Source organism: Bacillus sp. SH7-1 (genome assembly GCF_008042405.1).
GTDB classification, from domain to species: domain Bacteria; phylum Bacillota; class Bacilli; order Bacillales; family Bacillaceae_G; genus Bacillus_A; species Bacillus_A thuringiensis_N.
Map to the genome: position 1 here is coordinate 1 of NZ_QNUD01000030.1, position 19,633 is coordinate 19,633.

Here is a 19,633-nt window from a genome sequence, read left to right on the forward strand (position 1 = left end):
CTCAAACATGTCTTGCGGAAGTAGTTCAGTGGTAGAATACAACCTTGCCAAGGTTGGGGTCGCGGGTTCGAATCCCGTCTTCCGCTCCAATTTTCAATATGACATGCCGGGGTGGCGGAACAGGCAGACGCACAGGACTTAAAATCCTGCGGTGGGTGACCACCGTGCGGGTTCGACCCCCGCCCTCGGCACCATATGCGCCCGTAGCTCAATTGGATAGAGCGTTTGACTACGGATCAAGAGGTTAGGGGTTCGACTCCTCTCGGGCGCGCTTTTATTAACGGGAAGTGGCTCAGCTTGGTAGAGCACCTGGTTTGGGACCAGGGGGTCGCAGGTTCAAATCCTGTCTTCCCGATATTCCCAAAAACATGGGGCCTTAGCTCAGCTGGGAGAGCGCCTGCCTTGCACGCAGGAGGTCAGCGGTTCGATCCCGCTAGGCTCCACTTATTTTAATATCATTTATGGCGGTGTAGCTCAGCTGGCTAGAGCGTACGGTTCATACCCGTGAGGTCGGGGGTTCGATCCCCTCCGCCGCTACCATAAAGGACCTTTAGCTCAGCTGGTTAGAGCAGACGGCTCATAACCGTCCGGTCGTAGGTTCGAGTCCTACAAGGTCCACCATTAGACGTTTACATCTCGGAGGTATACCCAAGTTCGGCTGAAGGGATCGGTCTTGAAAACCGACAGGCGGCGAGAGTCGCGCGGGGGTTCGAATCCCTCTACCTCCTCCATTTTTTTCTAAAGTAAATATTTTATCATCGCGGGGTGGAGCAGCACGGTAGCTCGTCGGGCTCATAACCCGAAGGTCGCAGGTTCAAATCCTGTCCCCGCAACCAAATGGTCCCGTGGTGTAGTGGTTAACATGCCTGCCTGTCACGCAGGAGATCGCCGGTTCGACCCCGGTCGGGACCGCCATTTTACATAAAGGCTCGGTAGCTCAGTCGGTAGAGCAGAGGACTGAAAATCCTCGTGTCGGCGGTTCGATTCCGTCCCGAGCCACCATTTTGAAGTCGCAAGCCGACTTAGCTCAATTGGTAGAGCAACTGACTTGTAATCAGTAGGTTGGGGGTTCAAGTCCTCTAGTCGGCACCACTTTCAAAATGAGCCATTAGCTCAGTTGGTAGAGCATCTGACTTTTAATCAGAGGGTCGAAGGTTCGAGTCCTTCATGGCTCACCATTTACAATTTAATGCGGGTGTAGTTTAGTGGTAAAACAAGAGCCTTCCAAGCTCTGGTCGAGAGTTCGATTCTCTTCACCCGCTTTTCAATTATGGGCCTATAGCTCAGCTGGTTAGAGCGCACGCCTGATAAGCGTGAGGTCGATGGTTCGAGTCCATTTAGGCCCACCATAATTGTTCCGCAGTAGCTCAGTGGTAGAGCTATCGGCTGTTAACCGATCGGTCGTAGGTTCGAGTCCTACCTGCGGAGCCATATTTATAGAGAAGTACCCAAGTGGCTCAAGGGGCTCCCCTGCTAAGGGAGTAGATCGCTAACGCGGTGCGAGGGTTCGAATCCCTTCTTCTCTGCCAGTAATTGGCCCGTTGGTCAAGTGGTTAAGACACCGCCCTTTCACGGCGGTAACACGGGTTCGAATCCCGTACGGGTCATACTAAAAGAGATAGCATAATCTGCTATCTCTTTTTTGTTGTGTAAAAGTGGACTTTGAATAGTCTGCTTTTTTTATGGATTTCTGGTGTCTTTTCTTTAATGCTGGGTATTAATCATTGCAATAAATTGTAGAAGATTGATGTATATGCACTTATTTTTGCAACCTTTTTATTCTCTCATTCGACTATATTAGTAAAGGGAGGAAGAAATAAAAATGGACATAGCCTATTTAGTAAAACAAGCAATAAGAGGAAATGATCATGCATTTGAACAACTCATTACTTTTGTTCGCCCAAAATTATATCGAACAGCCTATTCTTATGTAAGAAATGAACAAGATGCACTGGATATATACCAAGAAACAATTTATGAAGCATATCTTTCACTGAAAAAATTAAAAAAGCCGGAGAAATTTCAAAGTTGGATTATCAAAATTCTTGTTTTTAAATCCATTGATTTTGTAAGAAAATCCTCTAGACAATTTGTTGCGAATGATAAAATATTTGCTAATTTATGTACAGAAGAGAGCATGAATACATTAGAACAATCATTGGATTTAACCGAGGCATTTAATTTCTTAGATCCTACTTACAAAACTATTATTTTATTAAGGTATTATCACGATTTATCTATTAAGGAAATTGCTGAGGTTCTTAATTCTCCAGAAGGAACGATAAAATCTCAATTACATCGAGCAAAGCAAGCCTTACGCCCCATTTTAAAGGAGGGATATAGTTATGAATAAAGATGAATTTAATCACCATATCAATGATATTCCTATACCAGAAGACCGGTTAATTCAAAGAGAAAAAACAGCCATGCTTCAAGCTAAGAAAAATCAATATCGTAGGAAAAAAACAATCAAGTATTCTAGTCTTGTTGCTTGTGGAATATGTGTTTCTCTTTTAGGTTTTGGATTCATTTCTCCTGCTATGGCAAAGACATTATCGAGTGTTCCAGTTATAGGCCCCATTTATGCACAATTTAATGATATTGCTTCTGATAAAATTGAAAAGGATGAGCTTGCTACATCCATTGAAAGACAAGATAACCATAGTGGTTTAACGATGAATGTGAAAGAAGCTGTTTACGATGGCGGACGTTTAGTGATCACGGTGGAATACAAAGGAGAAAATACTATTTCCAATAGCAATGAAGAGAAAGCTGGATTTAGTTATGTAACCATTAATGGGAAAGAAGTTAGAGCTGCAATTGGTTCTACTTCACAGAAGTCAAAAGGACGAAACACCATTATCGAGCGGCATGAATTCACTCTGGCTAATTACGGTGAATTTGGTGATAAAATTGATGTTTCAGTCCATGGAGAAGATTTATTTGGAAAAACAGGTACATGGAACGTAGCATTTCCTCTTACAAAAGTTGAAGGTGAGATTCGTAAATTTACTCCTAATATAAAAACATTAACGAAAGATAATCTGTATGCATTAACAGTAGATCAAGTAGCCTTTTCTTCACTTTCAACGAGGATTGATTTGACCTTTGATTATCCAAATGAAATGGAAGTTAATGATAGCTGGCCAGCACTTGATTATACTGTCACTGATGATAAAGGAAAAATCTACGAAGGAGTCAGCTTACAAGTTGGTAGCACGGGACTATACGGACACCATATTGTTTTAGCTCTTCCACCAATGGATAATCCTCCAAAATCCTTAACAATTGAACCTACGTATCTTAGTGGTCTAAATGCTACATTAAAAAATGGAGGTGCTGAAGATTTGAAAACGACTGTGTTGCTACAATAATTGAAGAGCTTTGCTAGGTTTCCATGTCTATTGACTGTTAATAAGTGATGGTATGTTAATTTGACGTGTATGAAAAAAATATCGCTATTCAGCTAAGATAAATTTGTATCCATATAATCCAAAAACGCTATTCTTTTTGTAGAAATATACAGAAAGGATGGCGTTTTTTATACTGTTATCATTGTCGAGTTTTGTCGGTAAGTCGATATGTTGCAAAAATCGCTGATATAATTTGAGTTACGGTCGATATATTTAAAAAATCGCTGATATATTTGGAGTTACGGTCGATATATTCTAAAAATCGCTGATCTAATTTCACTTACCGACAAAAAACATAAGAAAATCCCCTTTCACAATCTAAAGAAAACGCCTCCATTGAAATGGATTCCACACCTATTCCAATAACTTTACACTTTATGTGAAAAAGTTCACAAATAGGTCATAATTTGTGAAGTAATTCACAATGATACGTGCTACAATATGAGTGTAAAGAAGTTAAACAACATTAAATTAGTATTTTAATTAATTACTTAAACAATCATAAAAAATAGATGTGAACAATAGAGAGGGGAAATTACCATGAAAAAAGGTATCAATCGTGTAGTATTAGTAGGAACAGGAGCTGTAGGTTGTAGTTACGCTTACTCAATGATCAACCAAGGTGTAGCTGAAGAATTCGTATTAGTAGATGTTAATGAAGCAAAAGCAGAAGGGGAAGCAATGGACTTAAGCCATGCGGTACCATTCTCTCCATCACCAACAAAAGTTTGGAGCGGTAGCTATGCAGATTGTAAAGATGCAGACTTAGTAGTTATCACTGCTGGATTACCACAAAAGCCAGGTGAAACTCGTTTAGACTTAGTTGAGAAAAATACAAAAATCTTCAAACAAATCGTTCGCGGTATTATGGATAGCGGATTCGATGGAATCTTCTTAATCGCAACTAACCCAGTTGATATTTTAACTTACGTAACTTGGAAAGAATCTGGTCTACCAAAAGAGCGCGTAATCGGTTCTGGTACTACTTTAGACTCTGCTCGTTTCCGTTACATGTTAGGTGACTACTTAGATGTAGATCCACGTAACGTTCATGCTTACATCGTTGGTGAACACGGTGACACTGAACTTCCAGTATGGAGCCACGCTACTATCGGTGTACAAAAACTAGAAACAATCTTAGCTAACAACGAACAGTACAAACAAGAAGACTTAGATAAAATTTTCGAAAACGTACGTGATGCAGCTTACCATATCATCGAGCGTAAAGGTGCAACTTACTACGGAATCGGTATGTCACTACTTCGTGTAACTAAAGCAATCTTAAGCAACGAGAACAGCGTATTAACTGTATCTGCATACCTTGAAGGACAATACGGTGAGAAAGATGCTTTCGTGGGTGTCCCAGCTGTTATTAACCGCGAAGGCGTACGTGAAATTGTAGAACTTGAGTTAAATGAAGATGAAAAAGCGAAATTCGCTCATTCTGTAAAAGTATTAAAAGAAACAATGGCACCAGTACTATAGTAATTGATAAATCATTCAGGGGCGGGACACTGCTTTCTACCTCTGAATTTATATAATTTAATATAAATTCCTTTTCCGGTTTCCCTTGTATATCCCCAATATACCCCTTTTGCTGGATTAGGGTCGTTTATAGAAAAGAGCACTCTACTTTACGTAGAGTGCTCTTTATTATTTTTTAGGTGTTAATCCTAATTTCTTTAAAATATCTACCAGTGTACCGCTTTTTGATTTTTCCACAGGTGTTTGTGATTTAGAAGCATCTGGTCCTTTTTTCAAGAAGTTCTTTTCAACGAAGCGAATATCTTTTTCGTCGACAATACCATCTTTGTTAAGGTCTCCGTCTTTCACAGATAGTCCTTTTTTACCATAGTTGCTAGCGATAATTTCAGCATCTTTTATATCAATTACTTTATCACCATTTACATCACCTGCAAGGTTTTCATCAAGGCGTGCATAATAATATTGGCCAAGCAGCTTACCATCTTTTTCAGTACCTAATTTTGTTGTTAGTTGGCTTGTTAAATGCCCTGGCACTTCTACATATAAGTTGTAGTCGCGTTTATTAACAGGAAGGCCATTTAATTTGAAGTATCCGTATTTATCTAGTGAGCCTTCAAACTTATGACGGTAAGAATCAGTCGCATATACTTTTACACCAAGCTTTGTATAATCGAACTTTTCATCTAAATATCCACGTTCATTTAAGAATGCACCAGGTTTAATATTTCCTTCTACTAGTGAATTTAAGGACATTACTGAGAATGATTGATCTTGAAGGACACGCATTCTATTTGGCTCTGTTTCTCCTGGCTTCCAGTATACAAACACTGGTGACTCTAATTGAGCATTTGCCTCATAAAACTCATCATTTTCTAATTTGAACGTTACATCAATGAATGGGAAATCACCATCTAATCCAGCGAAGTTTTTGTCATCGATAGCACCGCCAACTGTAACAGAGCCTGCCTCTAGTTTCGGTTCATTTACTTTTGCTGTTACCCCTTTTTCAGCAAGGAGTTTTTCAAAAGCAGGATTAAATTTCGCATTTGCAAATTTGAAGTTCTTCTCTAGGAACTTTACGTTAAATTCCCCAGCAACAAATTGTTTTACGTGTTTCGCATTTAGGGTTACAGTAAGTTCATCATTTTTGTATACTTCTTTTTTATCATAACTAGTTTTCGCATATTGAGCTCCTTGTGGGATAAACCAATAGTTATTTACACCATTTGGATAGTCAGGACCTGCAGTTGCATAATCGAAAATATATACGCCTGTGTTCATTGGACCTTCCACTTTAAAGGATTCAGGAGTAATGCCAACTTTAAAGTCACCATTTGCATTAATAGGTAAAAACTTATGCAAGTATGGAGAATAGTCATAATACATAACGCCATTCGCTTCTTGCGTAATGTTTAATCCTTTTCCTTTTAAGTAGTCAACGTTTGAATCGTACACATTTCCTTTAATCCATAGTGCCTTTTTGCCATCTTCCACTGTATAATTCTCTTCATTTAATTCATAAATACCAGGTTTTAATCCAGTTAATTTCACTTCAGGTGGTGTATTATCAATTACGACATAATCACCTTTCACACGTGCTTTCCCGGCTTTATCATAGCCAACAAACTCAATTGTGTAGTCTCCTTCTGGTAAGTTGATTTTCTCATCACCAATTGGTTTCGCAGGATCATTTGTGAAAGGATACACTCTGCCGTTAAAGAATGAATCTAAGTAGTAATATACATCCGTTTTTAGTCCACTCGTGTTTAACGTTCCAATGAAGCCAAGAGCCTTATTTGTTTTGGAATCTTTCACGATAAGATCTAACGTTTCAAGTTCGCTATTTAATTGGAATGCCCCGTGAACATATGATTCACCGTATGGATTAAATTTCGATGTATCAGTTGAAATTGCTTTTCTTGATAATATCGCATTTTCAATACCAGGCTCTGATACACGAATAGAGAACGGAATTTGATACGTTTCTTCTTTATTTTTCGTATTTGTAATATGAATATATCCTTCATATCGGCCTTGTTTTACACCGGCTGGAACATTAATTTTTGCTTCAATTTCATCTGTTTTGCCAGCATCAAGAGTAATTGTCTCTGGAACAGAAACTTTTACACCGTTTGCGGTAGCATCGTTAATAGCAGAAGATGCTGGTGTGTAAGAAATTTCTGTTTTGAATTCTTTTTTCTCTTGTTTATTATGATTTTTCACTTTTATACTTCGTTTTTGTTCAAGTGCTTCACCGTCTTTTTGATAAAACTTCCCGAATGCAATGGATCCGGTTTCTTCTGGTACTTCAATTACTTCATCATTTACAACTGTTTTTGTTGTATCTAGCACTTTAAAACTTGTTTCCGTATGAACGGCGTTGTACGCATCTACTCGTCCAGCTCCAACTTCATATACAGAATACTTTTCTTTTAAATCATCAGCTGTGTTCATAAGAGACGCCTTTACATCGAATGGAGAGTATTCTGGGTGTTCTTGTAAAATAAGAGCAGCAACGCCCGCGATATGAGGAGAAGCCATAGATGTTCCTTGCATACGCTCATAGGAAACGTCATAGTTTTCGCCTTCTTGTGGATCGTTAATATATTCAGGCACTGTTGAAAGTACAGCAACACCAGGCGCTGTAATATCTGGTTTAATATCATCATTTGATGTAACAGGGCCGCGTGAGCTAAAGTCTGCAAGATGATCGCCTTCTGTTTGAATATAACTAAGTTCGTCAAAGGTAAAGGATGTATTACCTTGTTCGATTTGAGCTTTTAGTTTTTCACCGTCTTCTTTCGTTAGGCGGAATGCTGGAATGTATTTTGTACTTTCGCCAACGTAGAAAGGAATTTCTCCGTCCACATTGTTATAAATAATAACGGCTTTTGCACCAGCTTGTTTCGCATTTGCGATTTTTTCATCAAATGAGAGTGTGCCACGTGCAACGAGAGCGATTTTTCCTTTTACATCTTTTTTACTAAATTCGTCAGGCGTACCGATTCCTACAGATTCAATAGGTAAAGATTGTCCTTTGAAATCTTCTATTTTATCAGTGAAGTTTTTGCCAAATAAAATTAAGTTAGGGAATTGTACCTGTCCAGCACGACCTGATAGTTTTGGTAAGGAAATAGAACTGTCACTTGCCCCGACCGTAATCGCAAATGGAGAAGCACCTGGTGATCCGAGTGTCGCTGGATTTGGACCAGAGTTCCCAGCAGCAACGACTGTAACAACACCGGAAAGCATCGCGTTATTGACAGCGATAGACGTTGGGTCAAGCGGATTGTTGCTATCATCACCTAACGATAAGTTAATAACGTTCATACCGTCAGAAATAGATTTATCGATTGCAGCAATAATACCAGAACTATCTCCGCTTCCGTATGGACCGAGTACACGATAGTTATACAGTTCAATGTCAGGTGCAACACCTTTTACTGCGGAATCTGATGTGTTTTTCTTTTGAGCAGAAACGATACCTGCTACGTGAGTACCGTGGGCTGTGTAGAAGGAAGAACCACGATCATCAAATTCAGGAGCACCAGATTGTTGCCACTCTGTATAGGTTGTTTCCATCGGATCAGCATCGTTACTAATAAAGTCCCAACCTTTTACGGAGTTTGGGTCTATCTTACTAGAATCTTCATCCGGTTTTGCACGATATCCTTTATACACGTCTTTTAAGTCTGGATGATTGTAATCAATACCTGTATCTAATACCCCAACTTTAATTCCTTTTCCGGTAATGCCCTCGCTATGTAACTTATCTACTCCAATTTGCGGAATACTATCTGTTAGTTTTTGAGGTGCTTTCTGCTCTGCTTGTTTTGGTAAATTTAATTTCACTTCGTAATCTTTCCAAATACGTTTTACAACCCCAATTCGTAACAATTCTTCAACTGTATTTGCAGGTAATGTTAGCGCAACCCCATTTATAGCATGTTTATAAGAACGTTTAATTTGTACAGACTGGAAATTCCCTGACTTTACTGATGGGCTGAATTGATAAAGACGTTTTAGTCCTTTTTGGAATTCCTCATGTTCTTGATCAATACGTGCTTTTATATTTTCAGGAGCAGCCTGTAACCCTTTTTCTTTTTGTTTTAATTCATTAATCTTTACTGGCGCAGTTTGAAATTCTACAATGATATTTACTGGTTCGGAACTACTCGTATTAATATCTGGCGAAATAGTAAAACCAGGATTGGCATCTAACGTTTGTAATGCCTGACGCTGTTCTTTAGAAAGTTTTGATAGTAAAGACTGGGCGTTTGAAGAGTCAATTTGGTTAATAGGATTTTCAGCAAGTACATTGAACGGAAAGGCAGTTGAAAACAGAACGCCAGCCGTTACAATTCCGGTAACAAAACGATTTTTCTTTTTCATGTATAAGCCTCCGATAATTTATATTTTAAAAATTATTTCTCTGTGCCTGGTGTTTGCTCTGCATGGAATGTCCAGTTTAACTGTAAGGAATCACCCTGGAATTTATTTTGATCTTGGTCGTTGTCTTCAAAGGAGAAGAGAACGTGTAAGGAATCTGTTTCACCGGATGGGATGCCGTCTATTAAGTTATGACGTTCTAGAGAAGTAGCTACATCTTCGGGTTTCATAGTTTTTAATTCTGATAGTTTTGTTTCCCACAAAATCTCATGATCATCGTTTGGATTAGATGGCTTTCCATCATTCACTAAAAATGTAACGATGATGTGATCGCCTAAATCTTCATCATCATTATTTTTCTTTGCATCTGTAACTTCATAGGATGTTTCAAGTGCTACTTTTGCAATATCCAATGACCCTTTATTTTCAAGCTTGAAATTTTTTTCAATAAAATCACCAGGCTTTAAATCTTTCACATCAACGATTACACTTGGATTAATAGAAAGGTCTAGTGTTCCCGCTTGAAATGAATTATTCGATGTTTCAGAATCACTGAAATAGGCGAATACACCGCCGAATGTAAGGGATAAGCCAAGTGAAGCTGTGACAACTCCCATTCCAACCTTTTGTTTTAATGACATAAGAAAGCCCCCTAATTAAATTTTTATGACGACCGTTCGTAACAAGGATAAATAAGTAAACATAGTAGTCCGCTATGAATTGTAGTTACGAAAAGTCGTCGTTCTTTATTGAGAACAAGTATATGCTTATGAATTTTCCATTTCAATAAAATTGTGACAAAAAATGTTGAGAAACATTTTTTTATGACAGATTATATTACTACGAATTTAAGTGAAAAATAGCGTGAAAAACAGTATGAATCTAATAAAATAGGGGTTGAGAAATAAATAATAGGATAAAAGGGTAGTAGGAAATGAAGCGTTTTCAATGAATATTCGTCAAAATTCGATATTTTATATAGAAATGTGAAAAAAATTAAACATTTTTAAGAAAAAAACGTATATTTTTTATAAATTAACAAGGATATTTCAGTTTTTCGCAGAATTGGTAAAGTATAAAAAATTCTGTCATCTTAGTGAGGTGAACATATTGAGTGTAATAAATTGTGAAGAAGTGAAACGAGATGAGTTTCATACAGAAAAGTACTATGACAGTTATAACATCTTTGGCGCACATGTTGTGACGGAAGATGAGATGCGAGGTGTACGATTTACAGTATGGGCTCCTCATGCGAAAGCAATGAGTGTTGTTGGAGATTTTAATGAATGGGATTATGAGCAACATAAGATGCTACAAATGACAGAAGAGGGAATTTGGTCCCTATTTATACCGCATATTGAAGAAAGAGAAATATATAAATATGCGATTGAAACGATAGCTGGTGATGTCATTTTTAAGGCAGATCCGTATGCTGTATATGCAGAAGTAAGACCGAATACGGCATCTGTAGTTTTTGATATAAAAGGATATGAATGGAATGATAAAAACTGGAGCCGTAAGAAAAAGAAAAAATCGATTTATAAAGAAGCGATGACAGTTTATGAATTACATTTCGGTTCTTGGAAAAAGAAAGAAGACGGAACACTGTATTCTTACAGGGAAATGGCAGAAGAACTCATTCCTTATGTGGTGGAACATCAATTTACACATATTGAAATTATGCCGCTTGTTGAGCATCCATATGATCGTTCTTGGGGATACCAAGGGACGGGATATTATGCAGCAACGAGTAGATTCGGCACGCCACATGATTTGATGCATTTTGTCGATGAATGTCATAAATATGGAATCGGTGTCATTTTAGATTGGGTGCCGGGGCATTTTTGTAAAGATGCTCACGGTTTATATTTGTTTGATGGGACACCGACTTATGAATATAAAGATAAAGATGTGCAAGAAAATCCAGTATGGGGAACTGTTAATTTTGATTTAGGAAAGAGGGAAGTACGTAATTTCTTAATTTCAAATGCGTTATTTTGGATGAGATATTTCCATATTGACGGTTTCAGGGTGGATGCAGTTGCGAATATGTTGTATTGGAATAAAGAAGGGCAAGAGCAAAGTAATGAGCACGCTGTTGCATTTTTACGAGAGTTAAATGAAGCGGTGTTTGCAGAAGATGAAGATTTTCTTATGACAGCAGAAGATTCAACAGCTTGGCCACTTGTAACAGCCCCAACGTATGAAGGTGGGCTTGGGTTCAATTACAAATGGAATATGGGCTGGATGAATGATGTGCTGAAGTATATGGAGTGTGCGCCTGAGTACAGGAAGTATATTCATGAGAAAATGACGTTTTCTATACTATATGCTTACTCTGAAAACTTTATATTACCGCTTTCTCATGATGAAGTCGTTCATGGGAAAAAGTCGTTATTAAATAAAATGCCAGGAGATTACTGGGATAAGTTTGCTCAACTTCGTTTGTTATATGGATATTTCTTTACTCACCCAGGAAAGAAATTACTTTTCATGGGAGGAGAATTTGGGCAGTTTGATGAGTGGAAAGACCTTGGAGATTTAGATTGGAATTTACATGATTTTGAAATGCATCGTTATATGCATGATTACTTTAAAGAGCTCATAGCATTGTATAAGCGCTCTAAACCACTTTGGCAGCTTGATCATTCGCCTGAAGGATTTCAGTGGATTGATGCTAATAATAATGAGCAAAGTATTTTCTCTTTTATCCGCCAAGGGGATAAACAAGAAGATGCGTTAGTTGTCGTATGTAATTTTACGAAAGCTACATATGAAAACTATAAAGTAGGTGTACCAGATTTCGAGTATTATAACGAGATTTTAAATAGTGATGCTGAGCAATATGGCGGATCAGGGCAAGTGAATAAGAAGCGTCTTAAGGCGATTCAAGAACCGTATCATAATCAAGCGGCACATGTAGAAATTACAATTCCACCATTTGGCGTATCCATATTACGACCAGTGAAGACGAGAAAGGGGAGCAAAAAACAAGATGGCTCAAAAACAAAAGTGCGTAGCAATGTTACTAGCAGGGGGAAAAGGTAGTCGTTTAAGTGCATTAACAAAAAATTTAGCCAAGCCAGCTGTTCCATTTGGTGGCAAATATCGCATTATTGATTTTACGCTAAGTAACTGCGCGAATTCTGGTATTGAAACGGTTGGGATTTTAACGCAATATCAACCACTTGAACTTCATAATTATATCGGAATCGGCAATGCGTGGGATTTAGACCGAGTAAGCGGTGGAGTCACAGTATTACCTCCTTATGCGGAGTCTTCAGGTGTGAAGTGGTACACAGGTACGGCAAGTGCCATCTATCAAAACTTAAACTATTTAAGTCAGTACGAACCAGAGTATGTCCTTATTTTATCAGGCGATCATATTTATAAAATGGATTACAGTAAAATGCTAGATTATCATATTGAGAAAGAAGCGGACGTTTCGATTTCTGTTATTGAAGTGCCTTGGGATGAAGCGAGTCGCTTTGGCATTATGAATACGAACGAAGAGATGGAGATTGTTGAATTTGAAGAGAAACCGCAATTTCCAAGAAGTAATCTTGCATCAATGGGAATCTATATTTTTAATTGGGCTATTTTGAAAGAGTATTTAGAGATGGATGCAAGAAATCCTGAATCTAGTAATGATTTCGGAAAAGATGTACTTCCGCTTTTATTAGATGAAGGGAAGAAGCTAATGGCGTATCCGTTTGAAGGATATTGGAAAGATGTTGGAACGGTGAAGAGTTTATGGGAAGCGAATATGGATTTACTTCGCGATGAAACATCGCTGAACTTAAACGATCGTAATTGGCGTATTTATTCTGTGAATCCAAACGAACCGCCTCAATATATTGCTGAAAAGGCAAAAGTAGAAGAGTCACTTATTAATGAAGGATGCGTCATTGAAGGGGACGTGAAGCATTCTGTCTTATTCCAAGGGGTGACGGTGGAAGAAGGTAGTATGGTTATTGATTCTGTCGTTATGCCAGGAGCGAAGATTGGTAAAAATGTTGTGATTGAAAGAGCAATTGTTGGATCGGAAATGGTTATTGAAGATGGAACAATCATTCGTCCAGAAAAGAATGTTGACGATGTAGTACTCATTGCTGAAGGGAAATAGAGAAGGGGGATGAAATGAATGGGAGAAAAAATGTTGGGAATTATTAATGCAACGGGAAGCTTTCCTTCCTTAAAGAAAGTAACAGGGCATCGTTCACTAGCGGCGTTACCATTTGGGGGCCGTTATCGACTCATTGATTTCATGCTTTCAAATATGGTGAATTCTAATATTCATAGTGTGGCAGTTTTTACAAGCCATAAAAACCGTTCACTAATGGACCACGTTGGTTCAGGCAAACAGTGGGATTTAGATAGAAAACGAGACGGACTGTTTTTATTCCCGCCAAATTGCCAATGTGATCAAGACGAATTTGGATCTTTTGCACATTTTAGAAGACATATTGATTATTTTCTAAGAGCCAGAGAAGAGTATGTCGTTATTACGAATAGCCATCTCGTAACAGCATTAAATTTTCAAGCGGTGTTAGAGCGACATATACATACGGCAGCTGACATTACGGAAGTTTGTCATGAAGGGGTTTCGCTGCAAACATACGTGTTAAAGAAGCAATTATTGTTAGATTTATTTGAAGCATATAAAGATGTGGAGCAATACAGTTTATTTGATGTAGTGAGAGAAAAGCGCGGAAAATCACTGCATATTGCTACGTATGAACATACTGGATATGTAGCTATTATTGATTCAATTGAAAGTTACTATAAACATAGCTTAGAAATATTGCAGCCTGCTATTTGGAAGCAACTATTTAAGAAAGAAGCACCAATCTTTACGAAAGTAAAAGATGAGCCGCCAACTCGTTACTTAAAGGGTGCAGCTGTGAAAAATACAATGATTGCAAACGGCAGTATTATTGAAGGTGAAGTAGAAAATAGTGTTGTCTCCCGTTCTGTTAAAATTGGGAAAGGTTCAATTGTTCGTAATAGCATTATTATGCAAAAGAGCCAAATTGGAGATAACTGTATAATAGACGGTGTTATTATTGATAAAGATGTGAAAATTGGTGACGGTGTTGTCTTAAAAGGAAACGCCGATGAGCCGTATGTTGTAGAAAAAGGAAGCGTTCAAAACAGTACGATTAATAGTTATTCTTAAGAAATCAGTGGGGGTTTTCCTCCACTGATTAAAGTTTTAATTCAAATGAAAACTCGAAGGGAGGAAGCTGCAAGAGAAGTAGTATAAGCTTTTCGTGCAGTGGGACAACAAGTGAATATTTTATTTGCAGTATCAGAATGTGTACCATTTGTTAAATCGGGAGGATTAGCTGATGTAGCAGGTGCGCTCCCAAAAGAGCTGAAAAAATTAGGTGTGGAAGTTCGCATTATACTCCCAAATTATAGTCTTATTCCGCAAAAATTAAGGGATGGATGTACGCTACATAAAGTAATTAACGTCCAGCTTGGCTGGAGAAATCAATATTGTGGAATTTTAAAAGGTGAGCAAGACGGGATTACGTATTACTTAATAGATAATGAATATTATTTTAAGAGGGATTCTCTATATGGTCATTATGATGATGGAGAGCGTTTTTCTTATTTTTCAAAAGCAGTTTTAGAGTGTATTCCGCATCTTGATTTTGAAGTGGATGTGCTTCATAGCCACGATTGGCATACAGCTATGGTGAATTTCTTACTGCGTGAAAAGTATCAAGATAATCCATTATATGAGCATATTAAAACGGTGTATACGATTCATAACTTGCAGTTCCAAGGTGTATTTCCTCCTGAAGTGATGTACGACTTGTTAGAACTTGGTGATGAATATTTTCATAGTGAGCAGTTAGAGTTTTATGGAAATGTGAACTTTATGAAGGGTGGCATTATCGCTTCTGATCAAATTACAGCGGTTAGCCCGACATACAAAGAAGAAATTCAATATGAGTTTTTCGGTGAGAAGTTAGATGGGTTGTTACGAAAATATAATGATAAGCTTAGCGGCATTGTAAATGGAATTGATACGAGCGTATATAATCCAGAAACGGATTCGTATATTACTGCTCAGTATGATGCGGAGTCATTATATGACAAGAATGAAAATAAACGCGCATTGCAGCGTTATTTTGGTTTGCCAGAAAAAGAAGATACACCGATTATTTCAATGGTAACGAGATTAACGAAGCAAAAAGGTCTTGATTTAGTACGTACTGTATTCCGCGAAATAATGGAGGAAGATGTACAATGTATTATTTTAGGATCAGGTGATTCTGAATATGAGCAATTCTTTGAGTGGATGGCATACGAGTATCCTGAGAAGGTAAAAGTGTATATCGGCTTTAATGAGGAATTAGCTCATCAAGTATATGCGGGAAGTGACTTATTCTTAATGCCATCACTGTTTGAGCCTTGTGGTCTTGGACAACTTATCGCATTAGCGTACGGTACAATTCCAATTGTAAGGGAAACAGGCGGATTAAATGATACTGTACAATCTTATGATGAAGAAACCGGAGAAGGAAATGGTTTTAGTTTCACGAACTTTAATGCACATGACATGTTGCACACGGTTCGCCGGGCGATTGAATTTTACCACGATAAACCGGTATGGGAGCAGCTTGTAAAGCAAGCGATGACTGAAGATTATAGCTGGGAGAAATCAGCTCTTGCCTATAAGAAATTGTATAAAAGTCTCATGGAATAACGTGTAGGTGGTGAAGAAATGTTTACTCATGTTGAAAGTTTCAAATCAGCTTTTCTAGAAAAGTTAGAGACGATGTATGGTAAAAGTTTCAAAGACTCTACAACTCGTGATCAATACAATACGCTTGGGTACATGGTACGTGAGTATATGAATAGTCAATGGATTGCAACGAACGAAAGTTATCGGTCTGGAGAGCGAAAGCAAATGTATTACTTATCCATTGAGTTTTTACTTGGGCGTTTGCTTGGAAGTAACATATTAAATTTAGGTATTAGGGATGTATGTGAGCAAGGACTTTCTGAGCTTGGGATTTCTTTGCAACAGTTAGAAGAGGTGGAAGCAGATGCAGGTCTTGGGAATGGTGGACTTGGACGATTAGCAGCCTGTTTCCTTGATTCACTTGCATCTTTAGACTTACCAGGTCATGGCTGTGGAATTCGTTACAAACATGGCTTATTTGATCAAAAAATTGTGGATGGTTATCAAGTTGAGTTTCCAGAACAGTGGCTTCTTCATGAAAACGTATGGGAAGTAAGAAGGCATGATCAAGCTGTAGAAGTAAGTTATTTCGGCAATGTTGAACCGCTCTATATTGATGGACGTTTAGAGTTCAGGCATACGAATGCAGAAGTGATTATGGCAGTACCGTATGACGTTCCAGTAGTAGGTTATGAGACGAGTACTGTAAATACACTTAGACTTTGGAATGCGGAACCAGTTCCTTTCCCGCAAAATTGCAAAGATATTTTGAAATATAAGCGTGAAACAGAAGCGGTATCGGAGTTTTTATATCCAGATGATACGCATGATGAGGGGAAAATACTGCGTTTGAAACAACAGTATTTCCTCGTATCAGCAAGTTTGCAAAATATCGTTCGTATGCATAGAGAAAGATATGGTGACCTTCGTCAATTACATGAGAAAATTGCGATTCATATTAATGATACACATCCAGTTTTGGCGATTCCAGAACTGATGCGTATTTTATTAGATGAAGAAAAACTAGCATGGGAAGAAGCTTGGCATATAACGACGCAAACGATTTCTTATACGAATCATACGACGTTATCAGAAGCGCTTGAGAAGTGGCCAATTCACATTTTTAAACCGTTATTACCGAGAATTTATATGATTATTGAAGAGATTAATGAACGTTTCTGTCATGAACTTTGGGAACATTATCCGTATGAATGGCATCGTATTGAAGAGATGGCGATTATTGCGCATGATCTTGTGAAAATGGCTCATTTAGCAATTGTCGGCAGCCATAGCGTAAACGGTGTAGCAAAAATTCATACGGAAATTTTAAAGCAACGTGAAATGCGATTGTTTTATGAGTTTTATCCAGATAAGTTTAATAATAAAACGAATGGAATCGCTCATAGACGCTGGTTAATGAAGGCGAATCCACAGCTGACGAACCTTATTTCAGAGGCGATTGGAACAGAGTGGAAGAAAGAGCCGATTAAGCTTCAAGAGCTACAATTAGTTCAATACGATGCGAGTTTCCAAGAGAAATTTGCAGAGGTAAAACAAGAGCGTAAAGAGATTTTAGCGGAGCGTATTCATCATACAATGGGGATTACAATTGATCCAAATTCTATTTTTGATGTGCAAGTGAAAAGACTACATGCTTACAAGCGACAATTATTAAATGTTCTTCATATTTTATATTTGTATAATCGTTTGAAAGAGGATGCTAGTTTTACATTTTATCCGCGTACTTTTATCTTTGGAGCGAAAGCATCACCTGGCTATTACTATGCGAAAAAAATTATTAAATTAATCAATGAACTTGCAAGGAAAGTAAATAATGATCCGTACGTAAGTCAATATATGAAAGTTATCTTTCTAGAAAACTACCGAGTGTCTCTAGCGGAAGATATATTCCCGGCGGCGGATGTAAGTGAACAAATTTCCACTGCGAGTAAAGAAGCTTCAGGAACAGGTAATATGAAATTTATGATGAATGGTGCGATTACACTCGGCACGTTGGACGGAGCGAATATTGAAATAAAAGATAGGGTCGGTGATGATAACTGTTTCATTTTCGGTTTAACGGCCGAAGAGGTTCTTCATTACTATCAAAATGGTGGATATCGTGCAAGTGATTATTATCACCACAATGGGCACATTAAAAAGGTAGTAGATCAGTTAACGAATGGTTTCTTTGCACAGTCGGGAGCTGAATTTGAAGCAATTTACGATTCTCTCGTTATTCAAAATGATGAATACTTCGTTCTGCGAGATTTTGGTCCATATGCGGAAAGGCAAGAAGCTGTTGGTAGGGCTTATGAAAACCGAACGAAGTGGCTAGAAATGTCGATTTTAAATATTGCACAATCTGGTCATTTTGCGAGCGATCGAACGATTTTACAGTATAGTAATGAGATTTGGGGTATTGGTAACACGGTTAAACAGTATTAAGTGAAGGTCCCTTTTGAAGGTACATTGAGACAAAATGTGAAAATGGATAATACGTATATGGATGCTAAAGTATTCACTTTTAAAAGAGGAATATAACGACTTGAAAAACCGAGCTTAATAAGATTAAGCTCGGTTTTCTTTTTTTGCTTAAGAAAGAAATGGGATGGTGGTATATATGATACCTGTTCCATCATATTCTCCTGTCGCAAAGTATGAAAATGTAAAGAAACCTGTAAACGAAAAAATTACAATGAGAAAAAGTGCAAAGATAAATTTTAGCATGTAAGGTCCCCTCATCCAAAAGTAAATTCATATATTATTATAGTATAAGGATATTTAATTTCCAATTCTTTACTGGTTAAAAATGAGAAGTCAGACATGTTTTGTATGTTGTAATGGAATGATTATTTGTAATAGACTTTGTGTTTTTCGTAAAAGTCATGTTGTGATGAACGTGTGCATATTCCCAGTCTTGTTCATTAAAATGGACATTGCGCGGAGGGAGAAGAGGAACGACATCAAATAAATTAACAAAGCGAAAGCTACTAGCTACTTGTAGTTTATAATAATTACGAAATGCAATATCGCCCACTTTTGGAGAGGCAAATGTATACAGACCATACTGTGCGAAGGCGGTGTTAATACGCGCATCGAGTATATGTAGTGTAGCGAGCGCGCCGCCTAAGCTATGACCTGTTGCAAGAAGTTTCTTATGGGCCGGTAATGATACGAGCATATCCATAATAGAATCTCGGCAAGATTCATAAATAGAAAGAAACCCATTATGGACATTTCCGCTGTTTAAAGCATATGGATATGGCTTTTGGTTGACGAGTGAATCGATAATCCAGTCTGTATCTGTTTGTGTACCCCGAAAAGCTATAATAATTGTATCCTCAGATTCTAGTATGAATCCAAACCAATCTGTCGTTTGAATTGTTTTTCCTTGAAAGCCTTGTACATATTGAAAACCATCTGGTATTTCAAAAATTCCATTTTGTTTATATTGTTCATATGTTAACTCACAACAAGAAGCTAACAGTATGGCAGTATCTTTATCAAAGGATAAAGGAGTACGCATTAAGGGAGCCTCCTTAAGAAAAGGTATAGTTCAATATATGCAGTGAGGGACTTGATTCATTCTTTTGAAAAAAAGCTTGAACCTATAGTTACGTGATGTGGATTATGAGGGCAAATA

At 37.8% G+C, this 19,633-nt stretch carries 12 protein-coding genes and 18 tRNA genes; 26 read left to right on the forward strand and 4 right to left on the reverse strand.

The window, feature by feature from the left end; translation table 11 throughout:
- Positions 1 to 14: 14 nt before the first annotated feature.
- The 21 genes from DN390_RS21770 to DN390_RS21870 all read left to right on the forward strand — a co-directional run bounded on the left by DN390_RS21770 (position 15) and on the right by DN390_RS21870 (position 4,898).
- Positions 15 to 89, forward strand: a tRNA-Gly gene (locus tag DN390_RS21770).
- A gap of 16 nt (positions 90 to 105) precedes the next feature.
- Positions 106 to 194: transfer RNA gene (locus DN390_RS21775), tRNA-Leu, on the forward strand.
- Between the two features lie 3 nt (positions 195 to 197).
- Positions 198 to 271: transfer RNA gene (locus DN390_RS21780), tRNA-Arg, on the forward strand.
- Positions 272 to 281: 10 nt separating this feature from the next.
- Positions 282 to 355: transfer RNA gene (locus tag DN390_RS21785), tRNA-Pro, on the forward strand.
- Between the two features lie 15 nt (positions 356 to 370).
- A tRNA-Ala gene (locus DN390_RS21790) sits at positions 371 to 443 on the forward strand.
- Positions 444 to 463: 20 nt separating this feature from the next.
- Positions 464 to 540, forward strand: a tRNA-Met gene (locus DN390_RS21795).
- Positions 541 to 544: 4 nt separating this feature from the next.
- Positions 545 to 621, forward strand: a tRNA-Ile gene (locus DN390_RS21800).
- A 17-nt stretch (positions 622 to 638) separates the two neighbouring features.
- Positions 639 to 731, forward strand: a tRNA-Ser gene (locus tag DN390_RS21805).
- A 28-nt stretch (positions 732 to 759) separates the two neighbouring features.
- Positions 760 to 836, forward strand: a tRNA-Met gene (locus tag DN390_RS21810).
- Positions 837 to 839: 3 nt separating this feature from the next.
- A tRNA-Asp gene (locus DN390_RS21815) sits at positions 840 to 915 on the forward strand.
- Positions 916 to 926: 11 nt separating this feature from the next.
- Positions 927 to 1,002: transfer RNA gene (locus tag DN390_RS21820), tRNA-Phe, on the forward strand.
- A 14-nt stretch (positions 1,003 to 1,016) separates the two neighbouring features.
- Positions 1,017 to 1,092: transfer RNA gene (locus DN390_RS21825), tRNA-Thr, on the forward strand.
- A 10-nt stretch (positions 1,093 to 1,102) separates the two neighbouring features.
- Positions 1,103 to 1,178: transfer RNA gene (locus tag DN390_RS21830), tRNA-Lys, on the forward strand.
- Between the two features lie 13 nt (positions 1,179 to 1,191).
- Positions 1,192 to 1,262 (forward strand) — tRNA-Gly (locus DN390_RS21835).
- A gap of 10 nt (positions 1,263 to 1,272) precedes the next feature.
- Positions 1,273 to 1,349, forward strand: a tRNA-Ile gene (locus tag DN390_RS21840).
- 7 nt (positions 1,350 to 1,356) lie between these two features.
- Positions 1,357 to 1,431 (forward strand) — tRNA-Asn (locus DN390_RS21845).
- A 7-nt stretch (positions 1,432 to 1,438) separates the two neighbouring features.
- Positions 1,439 to 1,529: transfer RNA gene (locus DN390_RS21850), tRNA-Ser, on the forward strand.
- Positions 1,530 to 1,535: 6 nt separating this feature from the next.
- A tRNA-Glu gene (locus DN390_RS21855) sits at positions 1,536 to 1,607 on the forward strand.
- Between the two features lie 215 nt (positions 1,608 to 1,822).
- Positions 1,823 to 2,353 (forward strand): sigma-70 family RNA polymerase sigma factor, encoded by a 531-nt coding sequence (locus DN390_RS21860; protein WP_147808420.1) that lies wholly within the window; start codon positions 1,823 to 1,825, stop codon positions 2,351 to 2,353.
- Positions 2,346 to 3,374: a DUF4179 domain-containing protein gene (locus DN390_RS21865; RefSeq protein ID WP_098289042.1), complete on the forward strand. Its 1,029-nt coding sequence runs from the start codon at positions 2,346 to 2,348 to the stop codon at positions 3,372 to 3,374. Before DN390_RS21860 ends, DN390_RS21865 begins: the two co-directional genes overlap by 8 nt.
- A 579-nt stretch (positions 3,375 to 3,953) precedes the next feature.
- Positions 3,954 to 4,898 (forward strand): L-lactate dehydrogenase, encoded by a 945-nt coding sequence (locus DN390_RS21870; protein WP_000715344.1) that lies wholly within the window; start codon positions 3,954 to 3,956, stop codon positions 4,896 to 4,898.
- Positions 4,899 to 5,066: 168 nt separating this feature from the next.
- Here the strand turns inward: DN390_RS21870 and DN390_RS21875 are convergent, their stop codons facing one another.
- The gene (locus DN390_RS21875) at positions 5,067 to 9,290 is read right to left on the reverse strand and encodes a S8 family serine peptidase (RefSeq protein ID WP_147808421.1); all 4,224 of its coding nucleotides are present in this window, start codon (positions 9,288 to 9,290) and stop codon (positions 5,067 to 5,069) included.
- A gap of 32 nt (positions 9,291 to 9,322) precedes the next feature.
- Positions 9,323 to 9,928, reverse strand: coding sequence for a CalY family protein (locus DN390_RS21880; RefSeq protein WP_147808422.1), 606 nt, complete (start codon positions 9,926 to 9,928; stop codon positions 9,323 to 9,325).
- Positions 9,929 to 10,397: 469 nt separating this feature from the next.
- On the opposite strand from DN390_RS21880, the gene glgB reads away from it, so the two are divergent.
- From glgB to glgP, 5 genes are all read left to right on the forward strand, one after another.
- Positions 10,398 to 12,335, forward strand: a complete 1,938-nt coding sequence (gene glgB / locus DN390_RS21885) for a 1,4-alpha-glucan branching protein GlgB (protein WP_147808423.1) — start codon at positions 10,398 to 10,400, stop codon at positions 12,333 to 12,335.
- Positions 12,283 to 13,413 carry a glucose-1-phosphate adenylyltransferase gene (gene glgC / locus DN390_RS21890; RefSeq protein WP_000057613.1) on the forward strand — a complete coding sequence of 377 codons (1,131 nt, stop codon included), beginning with the start codon at positions 12,283 to 12,285 and terminating at the stop codon, positions 13,411 to 13,413. The genes glgB and glgC overlap by 53 nt, the downstream gene beginning before the upstream one ends.
- 18 nt (positions 13,414 to 13,431) lie before the next feature.
- Positions 13,432 to 14,466, forward strand: coding sequence for a glucose-1-phosphate adenylyltransferase subunit GlgD (gene glgD / locus DN390_RS21895; protein ID WP_060632707.1), 1,035 nt, complete (start codon positions 13,432 to 13,434; stop codon positions 14,464 to 14,466).
- 111 nt (positions 14,467 to 14,577) lie between these two features.
- Positions 14,578 to 16,008: a glycogen synthase GlgA gene (gene glgA, locus DN390_RS21900; protein ID WP_098198932.1), complete on the forward strand. Its 1,431-nt coding sequence runs from the start codon at positions 14,578 to 14,580 to the stop codon at positions 16,006 to 16,008.
- An 18-nt stretch (positions 16,009 to 16,026) separates the two neighbouring features.
- Positions 16,027 to 18,435 (forward strand): glycogen phosphorylase, encoded by a 2,409-nt coding sequence (gene glgP, locus DN390_RS21905; protein WP_060632706.1) that lies wholly within the window; start codon positions 16,027 to 16,029, stop codon positions 18,433 to 18,435.
- Between the two features lie 147 nt (positions 18,436 to 18,582).
- Here the strand turns inward: glgP and DN390_RS31300 are convergent, their stop codons facing one another.
- Both DN390_RS31300 and DN390_RS21915 read right to left on the reverse strand, forming a co-directional pair.
- Positions 18,583 to 18,717, reverse strand: a complete 135-nt coding sequence (locus DN390_RS31300) for a hypothetical protein (protein ID WP_060632705.1) — start codon at positions 18,715 to 18,717, stop codon at positions 18,583 to 18,585.
- Positions 18,718 to 18,793: 76 nt separating this feature from the next.
- Entirely contained in the window at positions 18,794 to 19,516 is a 723-nt protein-coding gene (locus DN390_RS21915) for a lipase family protein (RefSeq protein ID WP_060632704.1), read from the reverse strand.
- Positions 19,517 to 19,633: the final 117 nt, after the last annotated feature.

Bases quoted from the DNA above. Each gene is read 5' to 3' on its own strand.
- DN390_RS21860 (WP_147808420.1), top strand. From the start codon at position 1,823: ATGGACATAGCCTATTTAGTAAAACAAGCAATAAGAGGAAATGATCAT.
- DN390_RS21865 (WP_098289042.1), top strand. From the start codon at position 2,346: ATGAATAAAGATGAATTTAATCACCATATCAATGATATTCCTATACCA.
- DN390_RS21870 (WP_000715344.1), top strand. From the start codon at position 3,954: ATGAAAAAAGGTATCAATCGTGTAGTATTAGTAGGAACAGGAGCTGTA.
- DN390_RS21875 (WP_147808421.1), bottom strand. From the start codon at position 9,290: ATGAAAAAGAAAAATCGTTTTGTTACCGGAATTGTAACGGCTGGCGTT.
- DN390_RS21880 (WP_147808422.1), bottom strand. From the start codon at position 9,928: ATGTCATTAAAACAAAAGGTTGGAATGGGAGTTGTCACAGCTTCACTT.
- glgC (WP_000057613.1), top strand. From the start codon at position 12,283: ATGGCTCAAAAACAAAAGTGCGTAGCAATGTTACTAGCAGGGGGAAAA.
- glgD (WP_060632707.1), top strand. From the start codon at position 13,432: ATGGGAGAAAAAATGTTGGGAATTATTAATGCAACGGGAAGCTTTCCT.
- glgP (WP_060632706.1), top strand. From the start codon at position 16,027: ATGTTTACTCATGTTGAAAGTTTCAAATCAGCTTTTCTAGAAAAGTTA.
- DN390_RS31300 (WP_060632705.1), bottom strand. From the start codon at position 18,717: ATGCTAAAATTTATCTTTGCACTTTTTCTCATTGTAATTTTTTCGTTT.
- DN390_RS21915 (WP_060632704.1), bottom strand. From the start codon at position 19,516: ATGCGTACTCCTTTATCCTTTGATAAAGATACTGCCATACTGTTAGCT.